Consider the following 19,429-nt stretch of genomic DNA (forward strand, 5'->3'; position numbering starts at 1 on the left):
ATGGATTATGTTTTTGTAAAAGATTCAGAAGGTTATGTTTTTAAGAAATTAGAAAATGAAGTTTATCCAGATGAAAAAGTAATTTCTGAAAAAGAGTACATGAAAATTTCAGGGCTTTCTTCTTATGAAAAAAAATTTGGGCATGGTGGTGCTAGAGAAAACGCCGGCAGAAAACAGAAATTTGCATTACCTTTGAAATTTCAAATTCGTGTAACAAAAGAAGAAAAAGATTTTATTGCTTACGCAAGGGAACACAAGTTAAATTATTCTGCTTTAATGCAGATGTAGAAAATAACACATAACATGCAGTTCAAAACAGATGTCGCAGTCAAGCTGCGCCACTATTTAACTGCGTAGTTATGTCGACGCCTACAGCGCATATTAGGAGAAAAAATGTATAAAATTAGAATCGAAAATTGTAATAACATAGACTTAGCTAATATTGAATTAAAAGAAAATAGTCTAAATATTCGATATGCAATGAATGGGACTGGCAAATCAACAATAGGAAAAGCAATACAATTATTAGCAGGGCATAATGACCTCACACAATTAAAAACATTTGGATCTGATAAAGAACCAAATGTTGAAATTCCGGAGAATATAAATAATGTATTGCTTTTTAATGAGGATTTTGTTAACACAATTGTTTTTAAAGAGAGTGATGTAATAGAAAATGCTTTTGATGTATTTATTAAAACTGATGATTACGTATTAAAGCAGGAAATAATAAATGAAAAACTAAAAGAAATCCATTTGGATACTAATGCAAATAGTGATTTGAAGATTCTTTTATCGACAGGAGAAACGGTAATTAGTAAATTTACAAAGACAAAATCAAATGATTTAAAAAATACTGGATTAATGAAGAGTATTACAAGTTCTGAGAGCATTTTTAAACTTCCAGAGCAAATAAAGAAATTTCAGCCTTTAATGGAAAAAGAATATAATGCCGATTGGGTTGGATGGAAGAATGATGGAGCAAGATATGACGATAATGGTATTTGTCCATTTTGTACAATAAAACTCGATAAAGATTACGCCACAGAGAAAGCATTGTTCGCTGAATCATATTCTAAGTCTAATGTAAAAAGCATAAAAGAAATGCTCTCATATTTTGAATCTGTAAAAGATTATATGGATATTGAAAAGTACAACAAAATGACTAAATGCTTGCAAGAGACGGAAAATGAAGATGAAGTAAAATTATGGATAACTAGATTCTATTTTGATCTTGAATACTTGATTTCGAAAATTAGAGATGTATTATATTTTAATTCATATTCGGTAAAAAGTGAAGACATATCAAAATTAGATGATAAATTGCGTACGTTGTTAATTGATCAATCTAATTTGGAGGTGTTTAATAATAAAAAAACAATAGAAATTATTGAGAAAATCAATTCTAGGATAAATGTTGTAATTAATAAAACTGAAGATCTTAAAAAAGATATAGGGTTGTTAAAAAATTTGATAGGAACTTCAATTAATAAAAGTGTATCTGATATTAATGAATTTCTTGATATGTCGGGAATAAATTATCGATTGCAAATAATCCATGAGAAAGAATCTAATGCGAAAGCAATCTTAAAATATGTAAGTCGATCATCCAACGAATTTCCAGTAGATAATATTAAGAAACACTTAAGCTGGGGTGAAAGAAACGCTTTTGCACTAGTTCTCTTTATGCATTATGCATTTAGTAAAATGGCAGATTTAGTTATTTTAGATGATCCAATTTCCTCTTTTGATTCAACAAAAAAATATGCGATTATTAATCGTCTTTTTCTTAATAATCCTAAGCGAAAGAGCTTGTATAAAAGAACCGTATTAATGCTAACTCATGATTTTCAGCCTGTTATTGATTTCGTTGTAAATGAAAAACCAAATGGTGGGTGTACTTCTGCATTTTTTATGGCAAATCGGAATGGTGAGATTATACAGACAGAAATTACTAAGAACAATATCAAGTCATTGACAATCCTTCTCGCTGAAAATGCTTCATCTATAGGGAAGAATATTGTCCATCGTGTGACTAGCTTAAGAAAATTACTTGAATTGAGTAAGATGAATCATGTTCAAGAGATAGCTTATAACATCTTGTCTTGTTTATTAAAAGGTAAAAAAGACATAACTTATAAAGATGAAAAACCAATAGAAGCAAATGAAATTATCTTGGCAGAAAAATATATTGCTGAATATTTACATGATTTTAAATATTCAGATTACTACGTACGGTATTTTGTTCGATCAAAATTGCTGGAGTTATATAAAGCAGAAACTAATAATTACTATAAACTTCAGGTATTTAGGGTGTTGTTATCGATAGATAATTTGAGAGCAAAGATTGAAGATCCATTATTAAAGTACATTGATGAACAATTTCATGTCGAAAATGATTATATTTTTTATCTAGATTTTGATAAATACGATATTGTTCCAGAATTTGTTATTCCTAAATGTAATGAGTTTTTGAAAATAGAAAAACTTTTGTCCTAACCCTCGCTTCAACGCTGACATTGCCTTTACGCAAATGCAGGTTAAGCGAATGTTAGGCGGACGGTGTAGTGCAGTGCTAAGGAAAGATATATGGATAATAAAATAAAAAAGCAGCATTATGTTCCACAGTTCCTTTTAAGGAATTGGTCTGAAGATGATTCATCAATTAAAGTATTTTTATTAAAGGGAAATAAAAGAATAGAAAAAGCTCCAATTAATGAGCAATCTCAAAAACATTATTATTATGGGAAAGATCAAAAAATAGAAAAACTATATGGTTCTTTAGAAAGAGATGCAAGTGCAGTAGTTAAGAAAATACAGAAGAGAGAAGAATTAACGAAAAATGATATAAGAATTTTAAAACATTTCATTGCAATTCAGCATACACGGACTCCAGGAAAAATAGATGAATTTAATGATATTTTAACAGAAATGTCAAAAGATCTTTTACTTAAATCTCATAAATTTGATGGTGAAAAAAATGCAATAGATAGTGTAAAAGTAAGTATTAATAATCATCAGATTTGGCAATTGTTAATGTATCTACAGAGTTTTCTTTTATATACAGATTTACGATTTATAATTTTAGTATCAAATACTACAAATAAATTTGTAATAGGACAGGATCCGGTAATAATTACAAATAAATTCCTAGAAGAAAGACATTGGGCTAATTCAAAAAAAGGGCTTGGTTTGAAAGGTGTAACAATTTTTTTGCCTATTTCACCAGACAATGTAATTTGTTTTTATGATAACGAGTCATATTCAATTATTGGAGAAAAAAAGTATCATATATTAACAGACGAAGAAATCAATAATTTAAATATGTATCAATTTTTAAATACAAAAGATTCAATATATTACAAAGATTTTAAAGAATCATATCGAGAATATAATTTTAAAACAACGGAATATCGAAATAATTCTCAAGCATCACTTAAGTCTTCTCCAATTATTGAAAATAAACAAATAGTTCAAACAGGTAGTAAAAATTATCCAATAAAACCAGTACAAGTTTTTTTTGCAATAAAAGAAAAAGTTTGGAAATTACCATTAATGTATTCAGAATTAGAAAGACAAGGAGCAAAATTAGCTCAAGAATATATTAAAAAAGATCCAAGATTATCCAAAATTATTAATATTTAATATATAACACCTAACACCGTTTCCAAAGCCGACAACGCAGGCAAGCTGCGTTGCGGTTTAAAACAATGTTAGGCGGACAAGCCACTGGGACGCTTTGAATAATACTATATAGATTTTCCCAATTAACACCGATAAATTAATATGTCTAGACGAAAAACAAAGAATCAAACAAATATAACTAGAATAGAAGGCATCCAACCTCATGATGTATATGTCGGATTTATTTGTGTTCAGTGTAATAGCTTAAATACAATAAATATTGGACAAAAACTACTATGTCCAAAAGTTGCATACGATACTGAAAAATGGATATGTAAAAATTGTGGTTTTGAACATTCAAAAAACAATTCTCTTTCTTATTCCAATTGGCCTGCAGAAAGTAGAAAAAAAGGGGCAATACCAGTACAGAGGTTTTGGCAAGCCTTTTTTAGGATATATACAGAAAATAAAGAAGCATATTGGAAACAATGCAATTGTTGTGGGAAAATATTACCTTTTTCAGCTTTTAGTAAACATAGTAATTTTGGACCATTAGAACGCCAAATGGAATGTCGAGCCTGTAAAGGTGTCATAAATGCGTCTCTCAATCCAGAGCGTACAAGAGAACAATTGAGAGAATCATCAATACGAAGGAGAATTGCTGATTTATTTGTTCAAAAAGAAAATAAAATAAAAGATGACTTATTTATCAAAGAACTATTTGAACGATTTGATTCTAAATGTTTTAAAACAAAGAAACATCTTGATATTCAAGATCGAGATTCATGGGTAATAGATCATATTCTTCCTTCAAAATATTTATATCCTTTAACAAAAGAAAATGCAGCATTATTAAGTTATGAAGCTAATTCAAACAAAAGGGATAGATGGCCTTCTGATTTTTACACAAATAATGAATTGATTGAACTTGCAAATTTAACTGGTGCCGATTTACAGCTATTATCAAGCAAAGATCCTATCATTAATCCCAAAATTACAGCTGATGATGTAAATGCAGGTGTTGATAATTATTTATCTGTAAGAGAAAATTCCAATCTCGATAAACGTGTGTCTGAGATTAAAAAAATTATAATTGAGTATGGACTTGTTGATAAGCTATCTGATGAAAACAAGAAAAAATTAGGTTTAATTTAGAATTAGAAATTGATGTTTCTCTACTGTTCCTAAATCTTTGATGCCAAATTTTTCACAATGTGTTACATCTTCAGTAAACAAATCATATTTTCTGAACCATTTTTTTGAGATTTTTATTAACTCATCTGCCATATTGCATTTTTTACTTTTTCCAAGATGAAGAACAAATACGCCATCTTTCTTTAATCTTTCTCTGGCTTGGAGAAATATAGGTTCATAAACAGAAAAAGAATTTTTTTGTCGTTCATCAATAAATTCCTTTGGATTATTTTTAAAATTATTATCCTCCCAACCACAAAACCACAGTCTAATCCAATTTGCAGAATAAAACCTTGTACTATCAAAAAAAGGTGGAGATGTTATTATTGCATCAATATTATTTATTTTTGTTGGCCAAAACTTAGTTGAATCTTGAAGAAAAATTTCACCCACTATATTGCTTGAACAATCAGATATATCTTTGTTTATTTTGTCATAAAGGTGTTTCATAAGATTTTTATAAGTAAAATCTCCTGTCGGTGCATAAGGTATAATTGGATGCGAACGACGACTCAAAGCATAGGGACGATTTCCATGTAAAATGTGCAGTAAGGCAGAAATTATAAAAAAATCCTCAGTTTCTTTGGGAGAATTCTGTAAGAAGAAATTTCTTGCCAATAAGATTTCTTTGTAAGTACTTTCTTCATAATAATCTTTGATATATCCATTGAAACCAAAGTTATCATACTTCTTTTGTATTTCTTCAGCAATGATGTTTGAAGATATATATTCATTTAAGAACTGCAATTTTTGATATATCTTATCAATATTTACCTTGCCCATTTTTGCAGATGATATATAGTAAGCAGGTAAGCTAATATCAAATCCGTAAGCTTTTTTATTATCCAATCGAGCTTCAAATGGAATTGTTCCTACTCCAGAAAACAAATCAAGCATTGTACCATTTTCAGGTACAAATGCATTAACAAGAAAATGAGCAATTGATGGCTTTAATTTTCCCTGATAAGAGCATAACGAATGTAATTTATTGCCCCAATTTCTTTTTGAATATGGTAATTGCTGGTATGGAATATTTTTTTTAAATTGATTCCAATTATCATACCAGATAGGTTTTATTTCTGCTTCTTCTTTTAATTCATTTATACTCTTAAATATTAATAAGACTTGTTTTATTATTTTACCAGAGCGAGAGCGTCTTTCTCTTAAATTTATTGATTCAACCAATTTAAAATTAAGAGTTTCTAATATTTCAATCAATATTAAATCTGTCGGTATGTTGATCCCTCCAAATATGGAATCTCCAATATCTATAGCTACATGAGCTCCTTTTTTTAAGTGTTTTTTTATACCTCCAAATGTCACATACATATCAGAAAAATATTGTTCCGCCATTAAAGGTATTCGTAAATCATAAGCATTTTGTTTTAATTCGTTTATGGTTTTATCTAGAAGATTAGATATTCCAACAATTTTCTTTTCATCATCAGTTGAAACAATTACGTCATTTATTCCGCTTGTAATTATTTCATTTCTAAAAAACCTTAAATCATCTTTGCTTTTTATATACTCCATAAACCAAAGTTCAATTTTAGTATTTCGAATATAATTTGTTCCATTTAGATATGGAGGACTTGTTATAATGCCATCAAAATAAAAATCATTTGTAAACCTAATTTTTTTTGAATTAAATAATATTGGAAAAGAGTTTATTTTGAAATCTTCGTCATAAAATAGAATATCACTTTTAATTATTTCCAATTGTTTTTTTAATATCTCCATTGGAATTATCTTATCATTTTCTAATTCTTTTTTTGTTTTAAACCTAACATCACCAGATTTTTTTAACATGGAAATCGGTAAAAGTATAGAAACAATTGCCATAGAAAGTGTGTCTGCAAGCAGTTTGTTTTCTAATTCTATATTTCTGATAATAGTTTTCATTTTTAAAATAAATTCGAATGAATATTCAGAAAAATATATGCTATTTTCAAATGTTGACTTATAACTTGATTTTAGTTTTTCATCTATTTTGCATTTGAATACATTTTATCTAATAATTTTAAGAAATTGTCAATTTGAGATGAAAAACCCTTTTTATTTTTCAATCTGAGTAGTTCTATTTTTGTTTGAATTTGGAAAAACATAAGCGGATTTACTTCAGAATAGCAACAACTTTTCATTAAGGAATTACAAGCAAAAATAGTTGTACCTGTTCCCGCAAATGGCTCATAGATGTTATTTGCATCGTCAAAATATTTATTTATAATATTTTTTACAAAGTCAGTTGAAAATCCTTCTGCATAGTTAAACCAACGCTGTAAAGGCTTTTTTTTGCTACTTTTAAAGGTTACATCTCCTGATATAAATTTGTCTAAATTCTTAAGTAATTGATTTTTTATATATTGACTCAAATTTCTATTTTCTTTTTCAGCATTTTTTATGAGGCTTTCTAAATATGTATCTCCTACTAATGTTCTTAATTCATTATTTGTTTTTTTAGTAAAAATAGAAAATAAATTTGTTTCTTTCTCTGAAAATGAAATTGTAATACTTTTACCTGCTTTTGAGTTATCACTTGATAGAAAATATATAGATTTAAATCGTTGCATGATGTATCTATCATAATATGATAGGCAATGTTTGTCAATATATTTATTTTAAGTATTATAATACACATAGCACCGCTTTCAAAGCTGTCAAACCGGACGAGCCGTGTTACGGTTTAAAACAATGTTAGACCGATGCCTTCGGCACGATAAACTGTAATTTTGAAAAAATAGGGTGTGTTTTTGTAAATTAAAGCTTAAAACTCAAATAATGGCTTATTTTTACTAAAAATGCCGTATTTTATTGTAATAACAGCTGTCAACAGCTTGATAATTATACGCATAATGCGTATAACATGGAGGGATATAAGATGAAATTAGTATATCCGGCAATAATAACATATTGTGAAGAAGATAATAATTATAGTATAGAATTTTCCGATTTGCAAGGCTGTGTTTCCGGAGGATTTTCTCTTATAGAAGCGATAGAGATGGGAATAGATGCGGCATCAGGATGGATATTAACGGAAATCGAGGACGGAAATGCTGTTCCAAAAGCAAGTGATCCTACAAAAATAAAACTGTCTGATGATAAAAGTTTTATAAATATGCTTATTTTAGATATGGATTCCTATAGTGAAAAATATTCAAGCAAATGTGTAAGAAAGAATATAACGCTTCCTAAATGGGTGAATACACTTGCAGAAAAAAATAATGTAAATTTTTCACAATTATTACAGAACACTATAGTAGAAAAATATGCAGGTGCTATGTAAAAGCGTCTAACACCCCCTTAACCTGCCATTGCCTTTGCGGCAATGCAGGTTAAGCGGATGTTATGTGGACGCCTACGGCGCGATTAAGAGTAATTATTAAAAGCTGATTACAAGCAACTTGGTATCCGTATACTTGTATTGCTACTATTTAGGTAATGTGTATTTTCAAAAAAAATAAAGAGGATTAAATGCTGGAGAAAGTTTTAATTGAAGTAACACAAAATGAACTACCTCTAGACTTATTACTACTATCAGACCCATCAGAAGAAGTAATTAATGAATACATTGATCAATGTGTTACGTTTAGTGCAACAATTGATAATAAAATTGTTGGAGCATTATTGCTATTAAAAACCAGACCAAAAACTATGGAAATAATGAATGTTTCGGTGTATGAAAACTATCAGAATAAAGGAATAGGAACAAAGCTTATACATAAAGCTATTGATTACTGTCGGGAAACAAATAGTAAAATAATTGAAATTGGGACAGGGAATCCTGGTGTAATCCAAATGATGTTATACCAAAAATGTGGATTTAGAATAGTTGGAGTAGAATTGGATTATTTCAGGAAAAATCATAAAGAGAAGATATTTGAAAATGGAATTGAATGCAGAGATATGATTAGGATGAGGATGGAATTGTAACATAACAACTGTTTCAACCTGACATTGCTATTGTCATGAAACGTGCAGTCGCTTTGCTCGGCACGTTTCACGCCAATGTACGCAATGCAGGTTAAACAAATGTTATGTGGACGCCTGCATTGGGGCGCATGGAGTATAAAAATGAAAAAATTAGGAAAACTAGAAAAAGTTGAACTACGAGATTTTTGGGCTGATGAAGCAAAAGATTTTACACCTTGGCTAGCAAAAGAAGAAAATATAGACGAATTAAGTAATACTATTGGAATTGATATAGAAGTTGAAGCTACCGAAGTTTTTGTAGGAAACTATAGAGCAGATATTATAGGACGTGATATTTCAAACAATCAAAGAGTAGTTATAGAAAATCAATTAGAAAAATCGAATCATGAACATCTAGGAAAAATAATTACATATGCCTCAGGTATTGGTGCGACAACAGTTATTTGGATTTGTAGTTCTATTACAGACGAGCATAGGCAGGCTATTGATTGGGTTAATGAAAATACTATTGAAGACATTAAGTTTTTTGCTATAGAAATCGAATTATGGAAAATTGGAGAGTCAGAGCCAGCTCCAAGATTTAATATTATTTGTCGTCCTAATGAATGGGTAAAAACTACAAAAGACAAAAGCATTTCTAAAGAATTATCAGTAACAAAAAGTTTACAATTAGAATATTGGAATTATTTAAGAGATTATTTTAATCAGAAAACAACATTTTTAAGTTTAAGAACTCCTAGAGCTCAACATTGGTATTCTATTGCTGTTGGAAAATCAAAATTTAATATTTCGCTTACAGTAAATACAGTACATAATAGATTGGGTTGTGAATTATATATGCGTGGAGAAAAAGCTAAAGATAATTTTTCACAACTTAAAAATGATAAACAAGCTATAGAAAATGAAATAGGGGTTGAATTAGATTGGCAAGAACTTCCAGATGGTCAAGATTCAAGAATAATTTTATACAGAGATGGAAACATTAACAATAAAGAGTCATGGGATGAAACTTGTGAATGGTTTAAAAAATATGCAGAATTGTTCCATAAAACATTCAATGACCGCATAAAGAAATTAAAATGACACATAACAAAGGTTCGTAGCCGACAGTGGGTCGAGCCCGCTGCGGTACAACCAGTTGTTGAACGGACGCTGTGCGCCCCGTTATGACGACAGGCGCACTTGCCTGCCAAGGAGTAAAAAATGAAAAGAGTAAACAAAGTATTTTTACTGAGTTTAATGGGATTCCTTCTTTGTATGAATTTGTCTGCAAAGCCAAAGAATCAGAACAAAAAAAATGATCAGTTTCCGAAACCTACCGAAATTGAAGGAAAAACCTTTGAAGGTGAAAATTCTGGACATTCCATTAAATATGAATTTAATTCAGATGGAACCTTCAAGAAAACTGTTGATAATGAAGTTTTCGATGGAAAATGGAAATTCGATGAAAAAAGTTATCCAATGATGGCATATACTTTTGATTGGGTAGAAGGCGAAAATAAAAAAGGTTATTTAATAACAATAAAGAAAAATAATGATGGAACAATTTCTTTTTCTGGTTATTGGTATTTGACAGATGCTTATATAACTTTACTAGAAACCGTAAAAGAAGTTACTGTTACTGAGTAATAGGAATATTTAATAAAGCAAGTCAAGCTTGCTTTATTAAATGAAATTGAACTTTATGGTTTACGCAAAGTAGCGGTAATACGCGGCTTTACGCCGCTTAGAAAAAGTTAATAATAGAAGCGTACGCTGTAAATGGTCGTGCAGAATCTGCTAAATAAAAAAAGTTTTAAGAAATCTTATTCTGTAGAAGAAATATAATTTGTCATAACACCCGCCTCAACCTGACATTGCCTTTACGGCAATGCAGGTTAAGCGAATGTTAGGCGGACGGGCCACTGGCCGCTTATTGTTAATAAGTGAAGTCCTCCGGCATATTTTCAAATAAATATCTAAAAAAATCTTAGGAGGATTTTTATGAAAAGAAGTTTAGGAAAAATTGTTTCAGTTTTATCTGCAACAATTTTATTGTCATCACTTACAGGTTGTGTTTCATTGCCAGATTTTTCTGAAAAGCAAATCGAAAAATTTCAAAATGCGCAAGGAACACCAAAAGACAGCGTGGTATTTTACGGGTTTCTTCCAATGAATGATGAAGTAAAATTCAAGCAGATTGACAAGAAATATCCTTCAGACGAACAGGATGGAATAAAACTTTCGCTTACAGATTCAAGTGGATTCTGGCTTTCAACACCTGTCGTGCCTGGCTCAACTTATATGATTTCCTATATGAAAGGCTCTGTTCAGGGCGGAATGTCAACTTCGACAAGCACCAATATGATTACACCAAACCTCACTCAACAGACAACGACCACAACATTTGAAACAAATGTTTGGGATCAAGAATTTACAGAAGACATGCAGTATTTTGTAATAAAAATACCAAAAGAACCTGGGCTTTATTGTTTCGGTCAATATATGGGCAGAGAAATTATGGCAAATGCACAAGCAGGAAATCCAACTCAGATTTTTGACCAAAGCAACATAAAAGAAAAATGGGGAAAAAACGGAAATCAGGTAATAGTTAACGGACTTACACAGTTAATCAAGGCTTACAAAGGAACTGAATGGGAAACTTTAGCTTTAGAAGAGATGGGCAAGTATCCTGAATGTAAGCGATTATAGAAAACTCAAAAAAACAGACAAGCTTGACTTGGCTGTTTTTGTACGGCGGGTCAAGCCCGCCTTTTTTTTGTATATTGACAGAAAAAGTTTTCCATGTTATAAGATTAATTAGTGAGGCTCGCTCTCCTCTAAAGAGCAAGTTATAAGAGGTTTCTCTTGACCTTAACAAGGAATTTATACGAGGCATATCGCGGCCTTTATGCGCGAGATTTAACAAGGCAGGCCTAGTGCTTGCCTTTTTTTTATGGGGAAAATATGGGAAACTTGAAAATATATGAAATAGAGAATGCTTATATTGATTACCTTGTGCCTTTTGCACCGCATTTGTTTCACAACAAAAAGGATAATCAAGAAAATGAACGAAAGTATATTGGAATCATTCTGACTGTAAACGGATTAGATTATTTTGCGCATCTTTCATCTTTTAAGGAAAAGCATCGCAAAATGAAAAATAACATGGATTTCTTAAAAGTAGGAAATTATGCCGTTATAAATCTAAACAATATGTTTCCTGTTCCTAAATCTCAGTGTATTTATGTAGATATTTCAAAAGAATCAAATCCATCGTATAAAGCATTGCTTTCGGCAGAGTATCGTATTATCACTTCTCTTGCAGATAGAATTTTGAAAAATGCAAAATCACTTTACGAATATAAAATGAAAAATGGTAATTCGACTCCGCTTGCAAAAAGATGTAATGACTTTAAATTACTTGAAGAAAACTGTAAGAAATATTTTGGTGTAAGTAAGAAATAACCTAACAACAGGTTCGTAGCCGACAGCGGGTCGAGCCCGCTGCGGTACAACCCATTGTTATGTGTACTGCCCTTTGGGCAGCAGTTTGGGAGGACAAATGTTTGATAGTGATATTTGCAAGAAAAAAGATGGTTCACCCTTAAAGACTTATGAATCTGAATATGAAGCTCAAGAAGCTATTGAATATGTGAAAAGACAACATGGAAATGAACACGTAAGCTATAAATGCTCACGATGTGGTTACTGGCACCTTTCACCAAAAGAACGTCAAACGCCTAATCATAAAAGTTATTGCCTTGATTCTAACGGTAGAACAAAACAAGCCTATCCGACTTATGAAGCGGCTAAAAGGAGAGCGGAAATAATTTTTGATGAAAAAGGAATAGAACTTTTTGTTTATCATTGTGATCAATGTAATGAATATCATTTAACACATAACCAGTATTAGGAGATTTTGAAATGAACAAAATTCGAAGATCATTAAAGAATTTGAATTGGAAATTATTTATTTCTTTACTTGTGATGGGGTTGTGTCCAACAATTTACACAACTTTACGCGTCTTTTTTTTAGGACAACTGCCAGGCGATTGGGTGTTTTCAATAGCCGGTCAACTTTCGTGGGTAAACTTGCTTTATGAAATTTTAGATGAAGCAATTATTCTCCCTTTGTACTTTTTTATGGGAAAAGCGATAAATAATAAAAATGATTATACAAACCGTATCAAGACCGGACTAATCATTTCATTTTCCGTTTATGCAGTTTGTTCTATTTTTATAATAGGTTTTACTAATCCGCTTTTATCTATAATGGCTACAAGCAAGGATATAATTTCAGAGTCTGTTATTTATATCAGAATAGAAAGCATAGCAAATATTTTTATACTTTTAAGTAATTTTATACTTATCTGTTTGATAACACTTGGAAAATCACGATATGTTTATATCCTTACCGCCGCAAAATTAATATTAAGCATAGTTTTTGACACATTTTTGGTTTCTACATTGAACATATCTGCAAATCTTGGAGTAAATGGAATCGGCTATAGTAATATAATCGTAAACATAATTTTGTTCGCAGTATCTGTGGTTCTGCTTTCAAAAGAAGGATATAAGATTTTCAATAAAGAGAAACTTTCATTTACATGGGCAAAAGAATTTGTAAAAATTGGCGGTATTTCAGGTTTGGAATCCTTTGTAAGAAATATTGCTTATATGCTTATGATAAGCCGTATGGTTAATATGGTAAATGAACAGGGTACTTATTGGGTTGCAAATAGTTTTATCTGGGGATGGTTGCTATTGCCGATTAACCAACTGGGAGAATTGATAAAGCAGGAAGTTAGTACAGATGAAAAGGCGATAAAAAATAATACGCTTGGATATTTTGCAGTTACAGCGATAGTCTGTCTTGTTTGGTTTATAACAATCCCCGGTTGGAAAGGATTTATGGCAAATGTGCTGCAATTTTCTGATGTTGATAAATTATATAACCTTGTTATGGTGCTTCTTGGCTTTTATGTATTGTACGCATTGCAAAATGTATTTGATTGCGAGTTTTACGGACTTGGAAAAACAAATTATATGCTTTTTGAATCAATAGTTACCAATTCAATTTATTATGGGATAGCATTTGCTTTGTATCTTGCAGGTAAATGGACACCGACATTAATGAGTATTGCATTATTATTCGGTGTCGGAAATGCTTTTGACAGTATTGTTTCAGGCGGAGCTTTTGCATATTTATTGAAGAAAAAGAAAATCAATATTTTTGAGGTTGAGTAATGAAATTAACATCAATATATGAACACATGGAAAAAGGAGCTGCCAAAATTCCAAATAATGCTAATTGCAAAATTATATTTAGGCATTCAATTCGTGAGAGTATTGATTTAGGTGATATCAGAAAGGCGATATTGACAAATGAAGGAATTGAATTTGCGAGGAGTTTTGGACGAAATATCGACTATCGTATTGGTTTTGTGGGTTCAAGTTCATGTGAAAGAAATATTCAAACATGTGAAGAAATATTAAATGGATGCGGCTATACACGACCGATAAATCAGGCTAAAAATGAATTGGAACTTCCGCAAGTGAGCGATAGAGAATTGAGCGATAAAATATTTAAGGACTATCAGTTTGAAAATGCAAGAATTATATATGAATTAAATAATGGTGCGCTTCCTGGATTTAATTCATTAGGTAAAGCAAGTAATATCATGCTTGATTATATTTTTGATAACGGTAATGTAGAAAATACAGTAGATTTATTCTGTACCCATGATTTTCAAATGGCAATTCTTTATGCATATTTATTTGATTTTGGAAAAATTAAAGATGATTTTATTAACAATAAATGGCCAATGATGCTTGAAGGAATGATCATTTGGGGGGCAAGAAATCATTTTTGGTGTAGTTGGAGAAATGAAGTAAAAGAGTTTATAAACACATAACACCGTTTTCAAAGCCGACAAACGTGACTGAGCCCGTTTGCGGTTTAAAACGATGTTATACGCACACGCCATTGGCGTGGTTATTTTTAGGAGAAATAATGACGACAGTATATTTTGTAAGGCATTGCAAGCCTGATGGGAAAGTAATTGATGAGCGAAACAGACCTTTGACAGATGAAGGAATTTCTGATTCATATAAAGTAATGGAAATGTTAAAAGATAAAAAAATTGATGTATTTATTTCTAGTCCATACAAAAGAAGTTTTGATTCAGTAAAAAAAGCCGCAGAGTTTTATAACAAAACGATTGAAACTGATGAAAGATTACGTGAACGCAAAGCAGGAAAAGATAGTAATAATCACGAAATGTTCAAAAAACGGTGGGAAAATCTTTGTTTTGCAGAAGATGATGGAGAATCTATTGATGCTGTACAAAAAAGAAATATTGAGGCATTGAATGAAATTCTTCAAAAATATGCGGATAAAAATATAGTCATAGGAACGCATGGAACGGCTTTAAGTAGTATATTCAATTATTATGATTCAAGTTTTAATGGAGACAGTTTTATGCGAATAATTGATTTTATGCCGTACATTGTAAAAATGGAATTTGATGGAAATGTTTTTTTATCAAAAGAAGAATTATTCCATATAAAAAAAGAATATAAGGGATAAGCATTATTTTTCCAGTAAGCTAAATCTGCTTAAAAAATGGAATCGAATTTTACGCTTTGGAGAATATGTTGTGTTTTAATCTTTCTAAAAACATACCTTTCTTGACACCATATACAACGCCACTTATAATGAGATTATGGCTCAATGGGAAAAACTGCTGGCTAAAATACTATCTCTTGATAAAGATATGCGTTTTACAGAACTCAAGAAAGTGCTACAAAGTTACGGCTATAGAATGACACAACCAAACCGAGGAAGCAGTCATTATACTTTTCGAAAAGATGGTTGTAATCCGATTACCATCCCAAAACATGAACGTTTATTTTCATCCGTTAAGCAGTGCGGCTGAAAAACACTACCGAGTTTGCCTACCGGCAAACATCGCTTATTGTATGCCGTTTCTCATTTTATTACGAAACGGCGGAAAATAAGCACTTTCAAGATTTGAAAATCTTTTCAAATGCTTATTTTAAATGAACTGATAAAAATGATTTATGTAAGAATGGTAAAAGAGGTTGTAGAATCTGAAGAGGAGCACAAGGGAAAGGAGGACTGATATGAAAACAATTGATGAATATATGAAAATGCCATATAAACTGGAAATTATTCCGGATTCAGAAGAAGCAGGTTTTGTAGCCTCATATCCAGATCTTCCGGGTTGTATAACTTGCGGTTCAACAATTTCTGATGCAGTTAATAATGCAGAAAATGCAAAAAAAGAGTGGCTTTTGGCTGCCATTGAAGAAAATATTGAAATTGCAGAGCCAGAAAGTGCCGATTCTTATTCCGGTCAATTCAAACTACGTATTCCAAAATCTTTGCACAAGACTCTTGCCGAAGATTCTAAAAAGGAAGGTGTAAGTATGAACCAATATTGTGTATATCTTCTTGCAAAGAATTCAAAAAAAGAACATGGTGTATTTACGAAAAAATAAGCTGTATTCGTACAACACCGTTTTCAAAGCCGACAAACCGCTCAAGCCGTTGTTGCGGTTTAAAACGATGTTAGATGCACACTGCACAGCAGTGGAAAACGTAGGAGACAAAAAAATGTCAGAAGAATTACCAACAATTTCAAATAATGATATTACACCGTTAATTCAAAGAGCAGTGTTACAAGTTCGATCAGATATGCAAGATAATCCTTATATTCAAGAGGCTTTAAGAGTCTTACCTGCTGGAGGCTATAGAAGTGCAATTGGTTCTTTTTGGAATGCAGTTGTTGATGATTTAAGAAATAAGATAATTTTTAGGAGTTTGAATTTATTCAATAAAGAAATTAATATAGGACATGAAATAAAAACATATGATGATTTTTTAAATTATGTAAATGATGATCAGTTAATTGAGGGTGCTTATAAAATTGGTGTAATTGGATGGGAAGCATATAAATTGCTGAAACAATCAAAAGAGGCTAGACATATTTTTTATGGTCATCCTAAAAGTAGTGACCCGTCTATTATAAAAGTTCTTTCCGTAATTGATGATTGTATAAAATATGTTTTGAATGAGGAATATCCTGTAAAAATAATCGACATTGATGAATATATTGATACATTAAAAACTGAAAATTATGATAGAAATGAAATTAGCATTGCAAATGCTTTAAATGATTTACCTGAAAATTATAAAAATGAATTATTAAGTCGTTTATTTTCAATATATATTTCGCCTGATGTAAGCAGTATTCTTTCATCAAATATAGAATTCCTATCACCTTTATTATGGAAAGTAATAAGTAAAGATATAAAAATTCAAATTACTAGGAGAGTTGATCAAGAATATCCTAAAGGAAATTTGTTAAAAACACAGAGAGCTTTTAATTTTATAAATTTAGTACATGCTAATATATATTTATCATTAAACGCTAAAAAATATTTATTGGAACCCCTCATAAAGAATTTAAAAGTTAATTTAGATAACTGGTCGCTTGAAAATGAAATGGTTAGAAAATTATCTGTATATGCTGATATAATTCCAGAAGAGCTAATTGATGATTATGTTTCTGCTATAACACATACATATGTTGGTACAGTTGGAAGTTCACTTCAATGGGCACGAACAGATTTTTATGCAAATGGTGCGGCTTGTTATATTCCTGATATGTTCGAGGCGTTTAATGATAGAATGATTGACTCTTTCATCTCTACATTAAAAACAAGTGATATATTAAAACAACGAATAAAAACACCTTCAAAAATAAGAAGATTAAGAACTTTAGGTACAATTGCATTAGGTAAATGTTCTGAAAGTTATCCTCAAAAAAATATTTTACAGCTGCTTGTTGATGATACTAAAGAATTAGAATTTCAAAAAATATTGCAAAGTAAAAACATCTAACACCCGCTTAACCTGACATTGCGGACAAGCCGCAAATGCAGGTTAAGCGAATGTTATACCCATAATCCTGAGGGGCGCTGATTTGTAAGAGCCGGGTATTTCATATTTTCGACTGAAATAAAATTTAAGGAGGAAAATATGGAAGCGGTTAGTCGAAAAGAAAATCCTGTACAAATAGTTTCAGTAGAGACTTCAAAAAGAATTACAAGTTTGCGTTATTTGTTGATAGTTTTAGTTGTATTTATACATGCAAATTTGAAACCTGATGATGCAATAAATTATTACCATTACGATTTTGTTCAACTTTATTGGATTGAGGTTGTAAGAAATTCTATTTGTGATACTTTAGGCGGACTGCAGTGCTGCTTTTCTTCTTTTTGACATCATTCTTGCAATTTTCAGAATGATAAATATAAGATATTATTAAAAAAAAGAAGTAAGTCAATTTTTCTTCCTTACATTATTTGGACAGGTATAACAATAATTTTGTATTATATAGTACAATCAATTCCCTATACTGCATTATTTTTCCAAAATCCGATAAATATTGTAAAAAATTGGAAAGGTATTGATTTGTTAAAAGTCTTTACCTATCATGATTTATCATCAGCTTAAAAACTCCATTAGTATATCAGTTTTGTTTTTTGAGAGAGTTAATGATTTTTATAGTTTTGTCCCCAATTTTGAAGTTTTTATGTGATAAATTTAGTGGTTTCATGCTTATTTTTATTTCTGTTGCAGCATTGAAAGGTATTCCTTTATTTTTTACAGTTTCTTCTTCTGCATTGTTTTTTTATGCTTCAGATTACTATTGTGCAAAATACAAAATAGATTTTTTCAAAATTGCAGATAAAATTAAAATTTATGAATATTTGATTTTATTGGTATCTGTCGTTGTATTTAATACAATTTGTGCTGGAGAATACAGTTTCGGTTTAATATCAACAATAATTTCATGCTTATTTTTTTTAAAACTTTCTTTGTATTTTGTAAAAACCAACAAAATATATTCAAAATTAAATTATATGTCTGGGTATTCTTTTTTCTTGTATGCAATACATACACCAATTTTGGGCACTGCTATAAATAAAATTACACAGAGAATAACTCCACTTCACGGAATATTGTGTTTAGTCCAATTTTTATTAGCTGCTTTTTTAACAATATTTATTGGAACTTTAATAGGAATTGCTTTGAAAAAGATTTATTTTCCATTATTTTGTTTATTGAATGGTGGAAGAAAATAAAATTTAACGTCTAACACATATAAGGTTCCGAGTTGTCAATACTAATTCTAAAAAAAGTACAACTTAGAACTGTTTTTCAAAATAAAAAAACAAAACTGAACCGTTATTCAAAGCGGATTCCAGGAAAATCATCCTGAATCGAACACATGTAGTCAGCCAACAAAAAAGGTACTGAAGAATTTCATCGGTACCTGTAAAGTCTGTAGCAAGAATTAGGTGGTAGCAAAAGCTCCGATAGTTATATAAGCAGGACAAAACATGGACAGACTGTTTTGTTATTTCAAATCAAAACTAAATATATAAAAAGGTCCAAAACGGAGTCTATTCACCGTTAAGGAAGGCATGGCATGAAGTTCAGAAAGTGCTAGGCTGTCATGCAGCATAAAATTCACATTTTTCATACGACTCGCCGGTAGTAGACCGTACGACCAAGTTTGTGTGCAATCAGATTTATTGACTTTGCCTTGCCGTATCGGGAAACAAGTTTTTAATGCTATTTCTGCCCTTTTCATTTGCACGCAGA

At 30.7% G+C, this 19,429-nt stretch carries 21 protein-coding genes; 19 read left to right on the forward strand and 2 right to left on the reverse strand.

The annotated features are described in order from the left end of the window. The 4 genes from H9I37_RS03315 to H9I37_RS03330 all read left to right on the forward strand — a co-directional run bounded on the left by H9I37_RS03315 (position 1) and on the right by H9I37_RS03330 (position 4,779). Positions 1 to 288: a hypothetical protein gene (locus tag H9I37_RS03315; protein ID WP_187381063.1), complete on the forward strand. Its 288-nt coding sequence runs from the start codon at positions 1 to 3 to the stop codon at positions 286 to 288. A 105-nt stretch (positions 289 to 393) separates the two neighbouring features. After that, the gene (locus tag H9I37_RS03320; protein ID WP_187381064.1) at positions 394 to 2,499 is read left to right on the forward strand and encodes an AAA family ATPase; all 2,106 of its coding nucleotides are present in this window, start codon (positions 394 to 396) and stop codon (positions 2,497 to 2,499) included. A 90-nt stretch (positions 2,500 to 2,589) separates the two neighbouring features. Beyond that, positions 2,590 to 3,645 carry a DUF4238 domain-containing protein gene (locus H9I37_RS03325; RefSeq protein WP_187381065.1) on the forward strand — a complete coding sequence of 352 codons (1,056 nt, stop codon included), beginning with the start codon at positions 2,590 to 2,592 and terminating at the stop codon, positions 3,643 to 3,645. A gap of 141 nt (positions 3,646 to 3,786) precedes the next feature. Next, the gene (locus H9I37_RS03330) at positions 3,787 to 4,779 is read left to right on the forward strand and encodes a hypothetical protein (RefSeq protein ID WP_187381066.1); all 993 of its coding nucleotides are present in this window, start codon (positions 3,787 to 3,789) and stop codon (positions 4,777 to 4,779) included. On the opposite strand, the gene H9I37_RS03335 is transcribed toward H9I37_RS03330, so the two are convergent. Both H9I37_RS03335 and H9I37_RS11465 read right to left on the reverse strand, forming a co-directional pair. After that, complete coding sequence (locus H9I37_RS03335) at positions 4,771 to 6,720, reverse strand: DNA methyltransferase (protein WP_255422472.1); 1,950 nt, start codon at positions 6,718 to 6,720, stop codon at positions 4,771 to 4,773. The genes H9I37_RS03330 and H9I37_RS03335 overlap by 9 nt on opposite strands. Positions 6,721 to 6,803: 83 nt before the next feature. Then, a complete protein-coding gene (locus H9I37_RS11465) occupies positions 6,804 to 7,388 on the reverse strand; it encodes a DNA methyltransferase (RefSeq protein ID WP_255422473.1) in 585 nt (194 codons plus the stop codon). Positions 7,389 to 7,696: 308 nt separating this feature from the next. Here H9I37_RS11465 and H9I37_RS03340 point away from each other — a divergent pair, with 308 nt between their 5' ends. From H9I37_RS03340 to H9I37_RS03410, 15 genes are all read left to right on the forward strand, one after another. Beyond that, positions 7,697 to 8,101 carry a type II toxin-antitoxin system HicB family antitoxin gene (locus H9I37_RS03340; RefSeq protein WP_187381067.1) on the forward strand — a complete coding sequence of 135 codons (405 nt, stop codon included), beginning with the start codon at positions 7,697 to 7,699 and terminating at the stop codon, positions 8,099 to 8,101. A 188-nt stretch (positions 8,102 to 8,289) separates the two neighbouring features. Beyond that, complete coding sequence (locus H9I37_RS03345) at positions 8,290 to 8,748, forward strand: GNAT family N-acetyltransferase (RefSeq protein ID WP_222864174.1); 459 nt, start codon at positions 8,290 to 8,292, stop codon at positions 8,746 to 8,748. Positions 8,749 to 8,889: 141 nt separating this feature from the next. Beyond that, the gene (locus tag H9I37_RS03350; protein ID WP_187381068.1) at positions 8,890 to 9,831 is read left to right on the forward strand and encodes a DUF4268 domain-containing protein; all 942 of its coding nucleotides are present in this window, start codon (positions 8,890 to 8,892) and stop codon (positions 9,829 to 9,831) included. 120 nt (positions 9,832 to 9,951) lie between these two features. After that, on the forward strand, positions 9,952 to 10,377 hold the full coding sequence (locus H9I37_RS03355; RefSeq protein ID WP_187381069.1) for a hypothetical protein: 426 nt from the start codon (positions 9,952 to 9,954) through the stop codon (positions 10,375 to 10,377). Positions 10,378 to 10,731: 354 nt separating this feature from the next. Beyond that, positions 10,732 to 11,439: a hypothetical protein gene (locus tag H9I37_RS03360; RefSeq protein ID WP_187381070.1), complete on the forward strand. Its 708-nt coding sequence runs from the start codon at positions 10,732 to 10,734 to the stop codon at positions 11,437 to 11,439. Positions 11,440 to 11,694: 255 nt separating this feature from the next. Next, positions 11,695 to 12,195, forward strand: coding sequence for a type III toxin-antitoxin system ToxN/AbiQ family toxin (locus H9I37_RS03365; protein ID WP_187381071.1), 501 nt, complete (start codon positions 11,695 to 11,697; stop codon positions 12,193 to 12,195). Between the two features lie 97 nt (positions 12,196 to 12,292). Beyond that, on the forward strand, positions 12,293 to 12,643 hold the full coding sequence (locus H9I37_RS03370; protein WP_187381072.1) for a hypothetical protein: 351 nt from the start codon (positions 12,293 to 12,295) through the stop codon (positions 12,641 to 12,643). A gap of 11 nt (positions 12,644 to 12,654) precedes the next feature. Continuing rightward, the gene (locus H9I37_RS03375) at positions 12,655 to 13,977 is read left to right on the forward strand and encodes an MATE family Na+-driven efflux transporter (RefSeq protein WP_255422474.1); all 1,323 of its coding nucleotides are present in this window, start codon (positions 12,655 to 12,657) and stop codon (positions 13,975 to 13,977) included. After that, positions 13,977 to 14,645, forward strand: a complete 669-nt coding sequence (locus H9I37_RS03380; RefSeq protein ID WP_187381073.1) for a hypothetical protein — start codon at positions 13,977 to 13,979, stop codon at positions 14,643 to 14,645. The genes H9I37_RS03375 and H9I37_RS03380 overlap by 1 nt, the downstream gene beginning before the upstream one ends. A gap of 98 nt (positions 14,646 to 14,743) precedes the next feature. Then, positions 14,744 to 15,319: a histidine phosphatase family protein gene (locus tag H9I37_RS03385; protein ID WP_187381074.1), complete on the forward strand. Its 576-nt coding sequence runs from the start codon at positions 14,744 to 14,746 to the stop codon at positions 15,317 to 15,319. A gap of 136 nt (positions 15,320 to 15,455) precedes the next feature. Continuing rightward, positions 15,456 to 15,668 carry a toxin HicA gene (locus H9I37_RS03390; RefSeq protein ID WP_187381075.1) on the forward strand — a complete coding sequence of 71 codons (213 nt, stop codon included), beginning with the start codon at positions 15,456 to 15,458 and terminating at the stop codon, positions 15,666 to 15,668. 208 nt (positions 15,669 to 15,876) lie between these two features. Then, positions 15,877 to 16,254 (forward strand): toxin-antitoxin system HicB family antitoxin, encoded by a 378-nt coding sequence (locus H9I37_RS03395; RefSeq protein WP_187381076.1) that lies wholly within the window; start codon positions 15,877 to 15,879, stop codon positions 16,252 to 16,254. 115 nt (positions 16,255 to 16,369) lie between these two features. Beyond that, a complete protein-coding gene (locus H9I37_RS03400) occupies positions 16,370 to 17,659 on the forward strand; it encodes a hypothetical protein (RefSeq protein WP_187381077.1) in 1,290 nt (429 codons plus the stop codon). A 138-nt stretch (positions 17,660 to 17,797) separates the two neighbouring features. Next, positions 17,798 to 18,040, forward strand: a complete 243-nt coding sequence (locus H9I37_RS03405) for a hypothetical protein (protein ID WP_187381078.1) — start codon at positions 17,798 to 17,800, stop codon at positions 18,038 to 18,040. A 275-nt stretch (positions 18,041 to 18,315) separates the two neighbouring features. After that, positions 18,316 to 18,906 carry a hypothetical protein gene (locus H9I37_RS03410; RefSeq protein ID WP_187381079.1) on the forward strand — a complete coding sequence of 197 codons (591 nt, stop codon included), beginning with the start codon at positions 18,316 to 18,318 and terminating at the stop codon, positions 18,904 to 18,906. Positions 18,907 to 19,429: the final 523 nt, after the last annotated feature.

This window comes from Treponema sp. Marseille-Q3903, assembly GCF_014334335.1.
Lineage (GTDB): Bacteria > Spirochaetota > Spirochaetia > Treponematales > Treponemataceae > Treponema_D.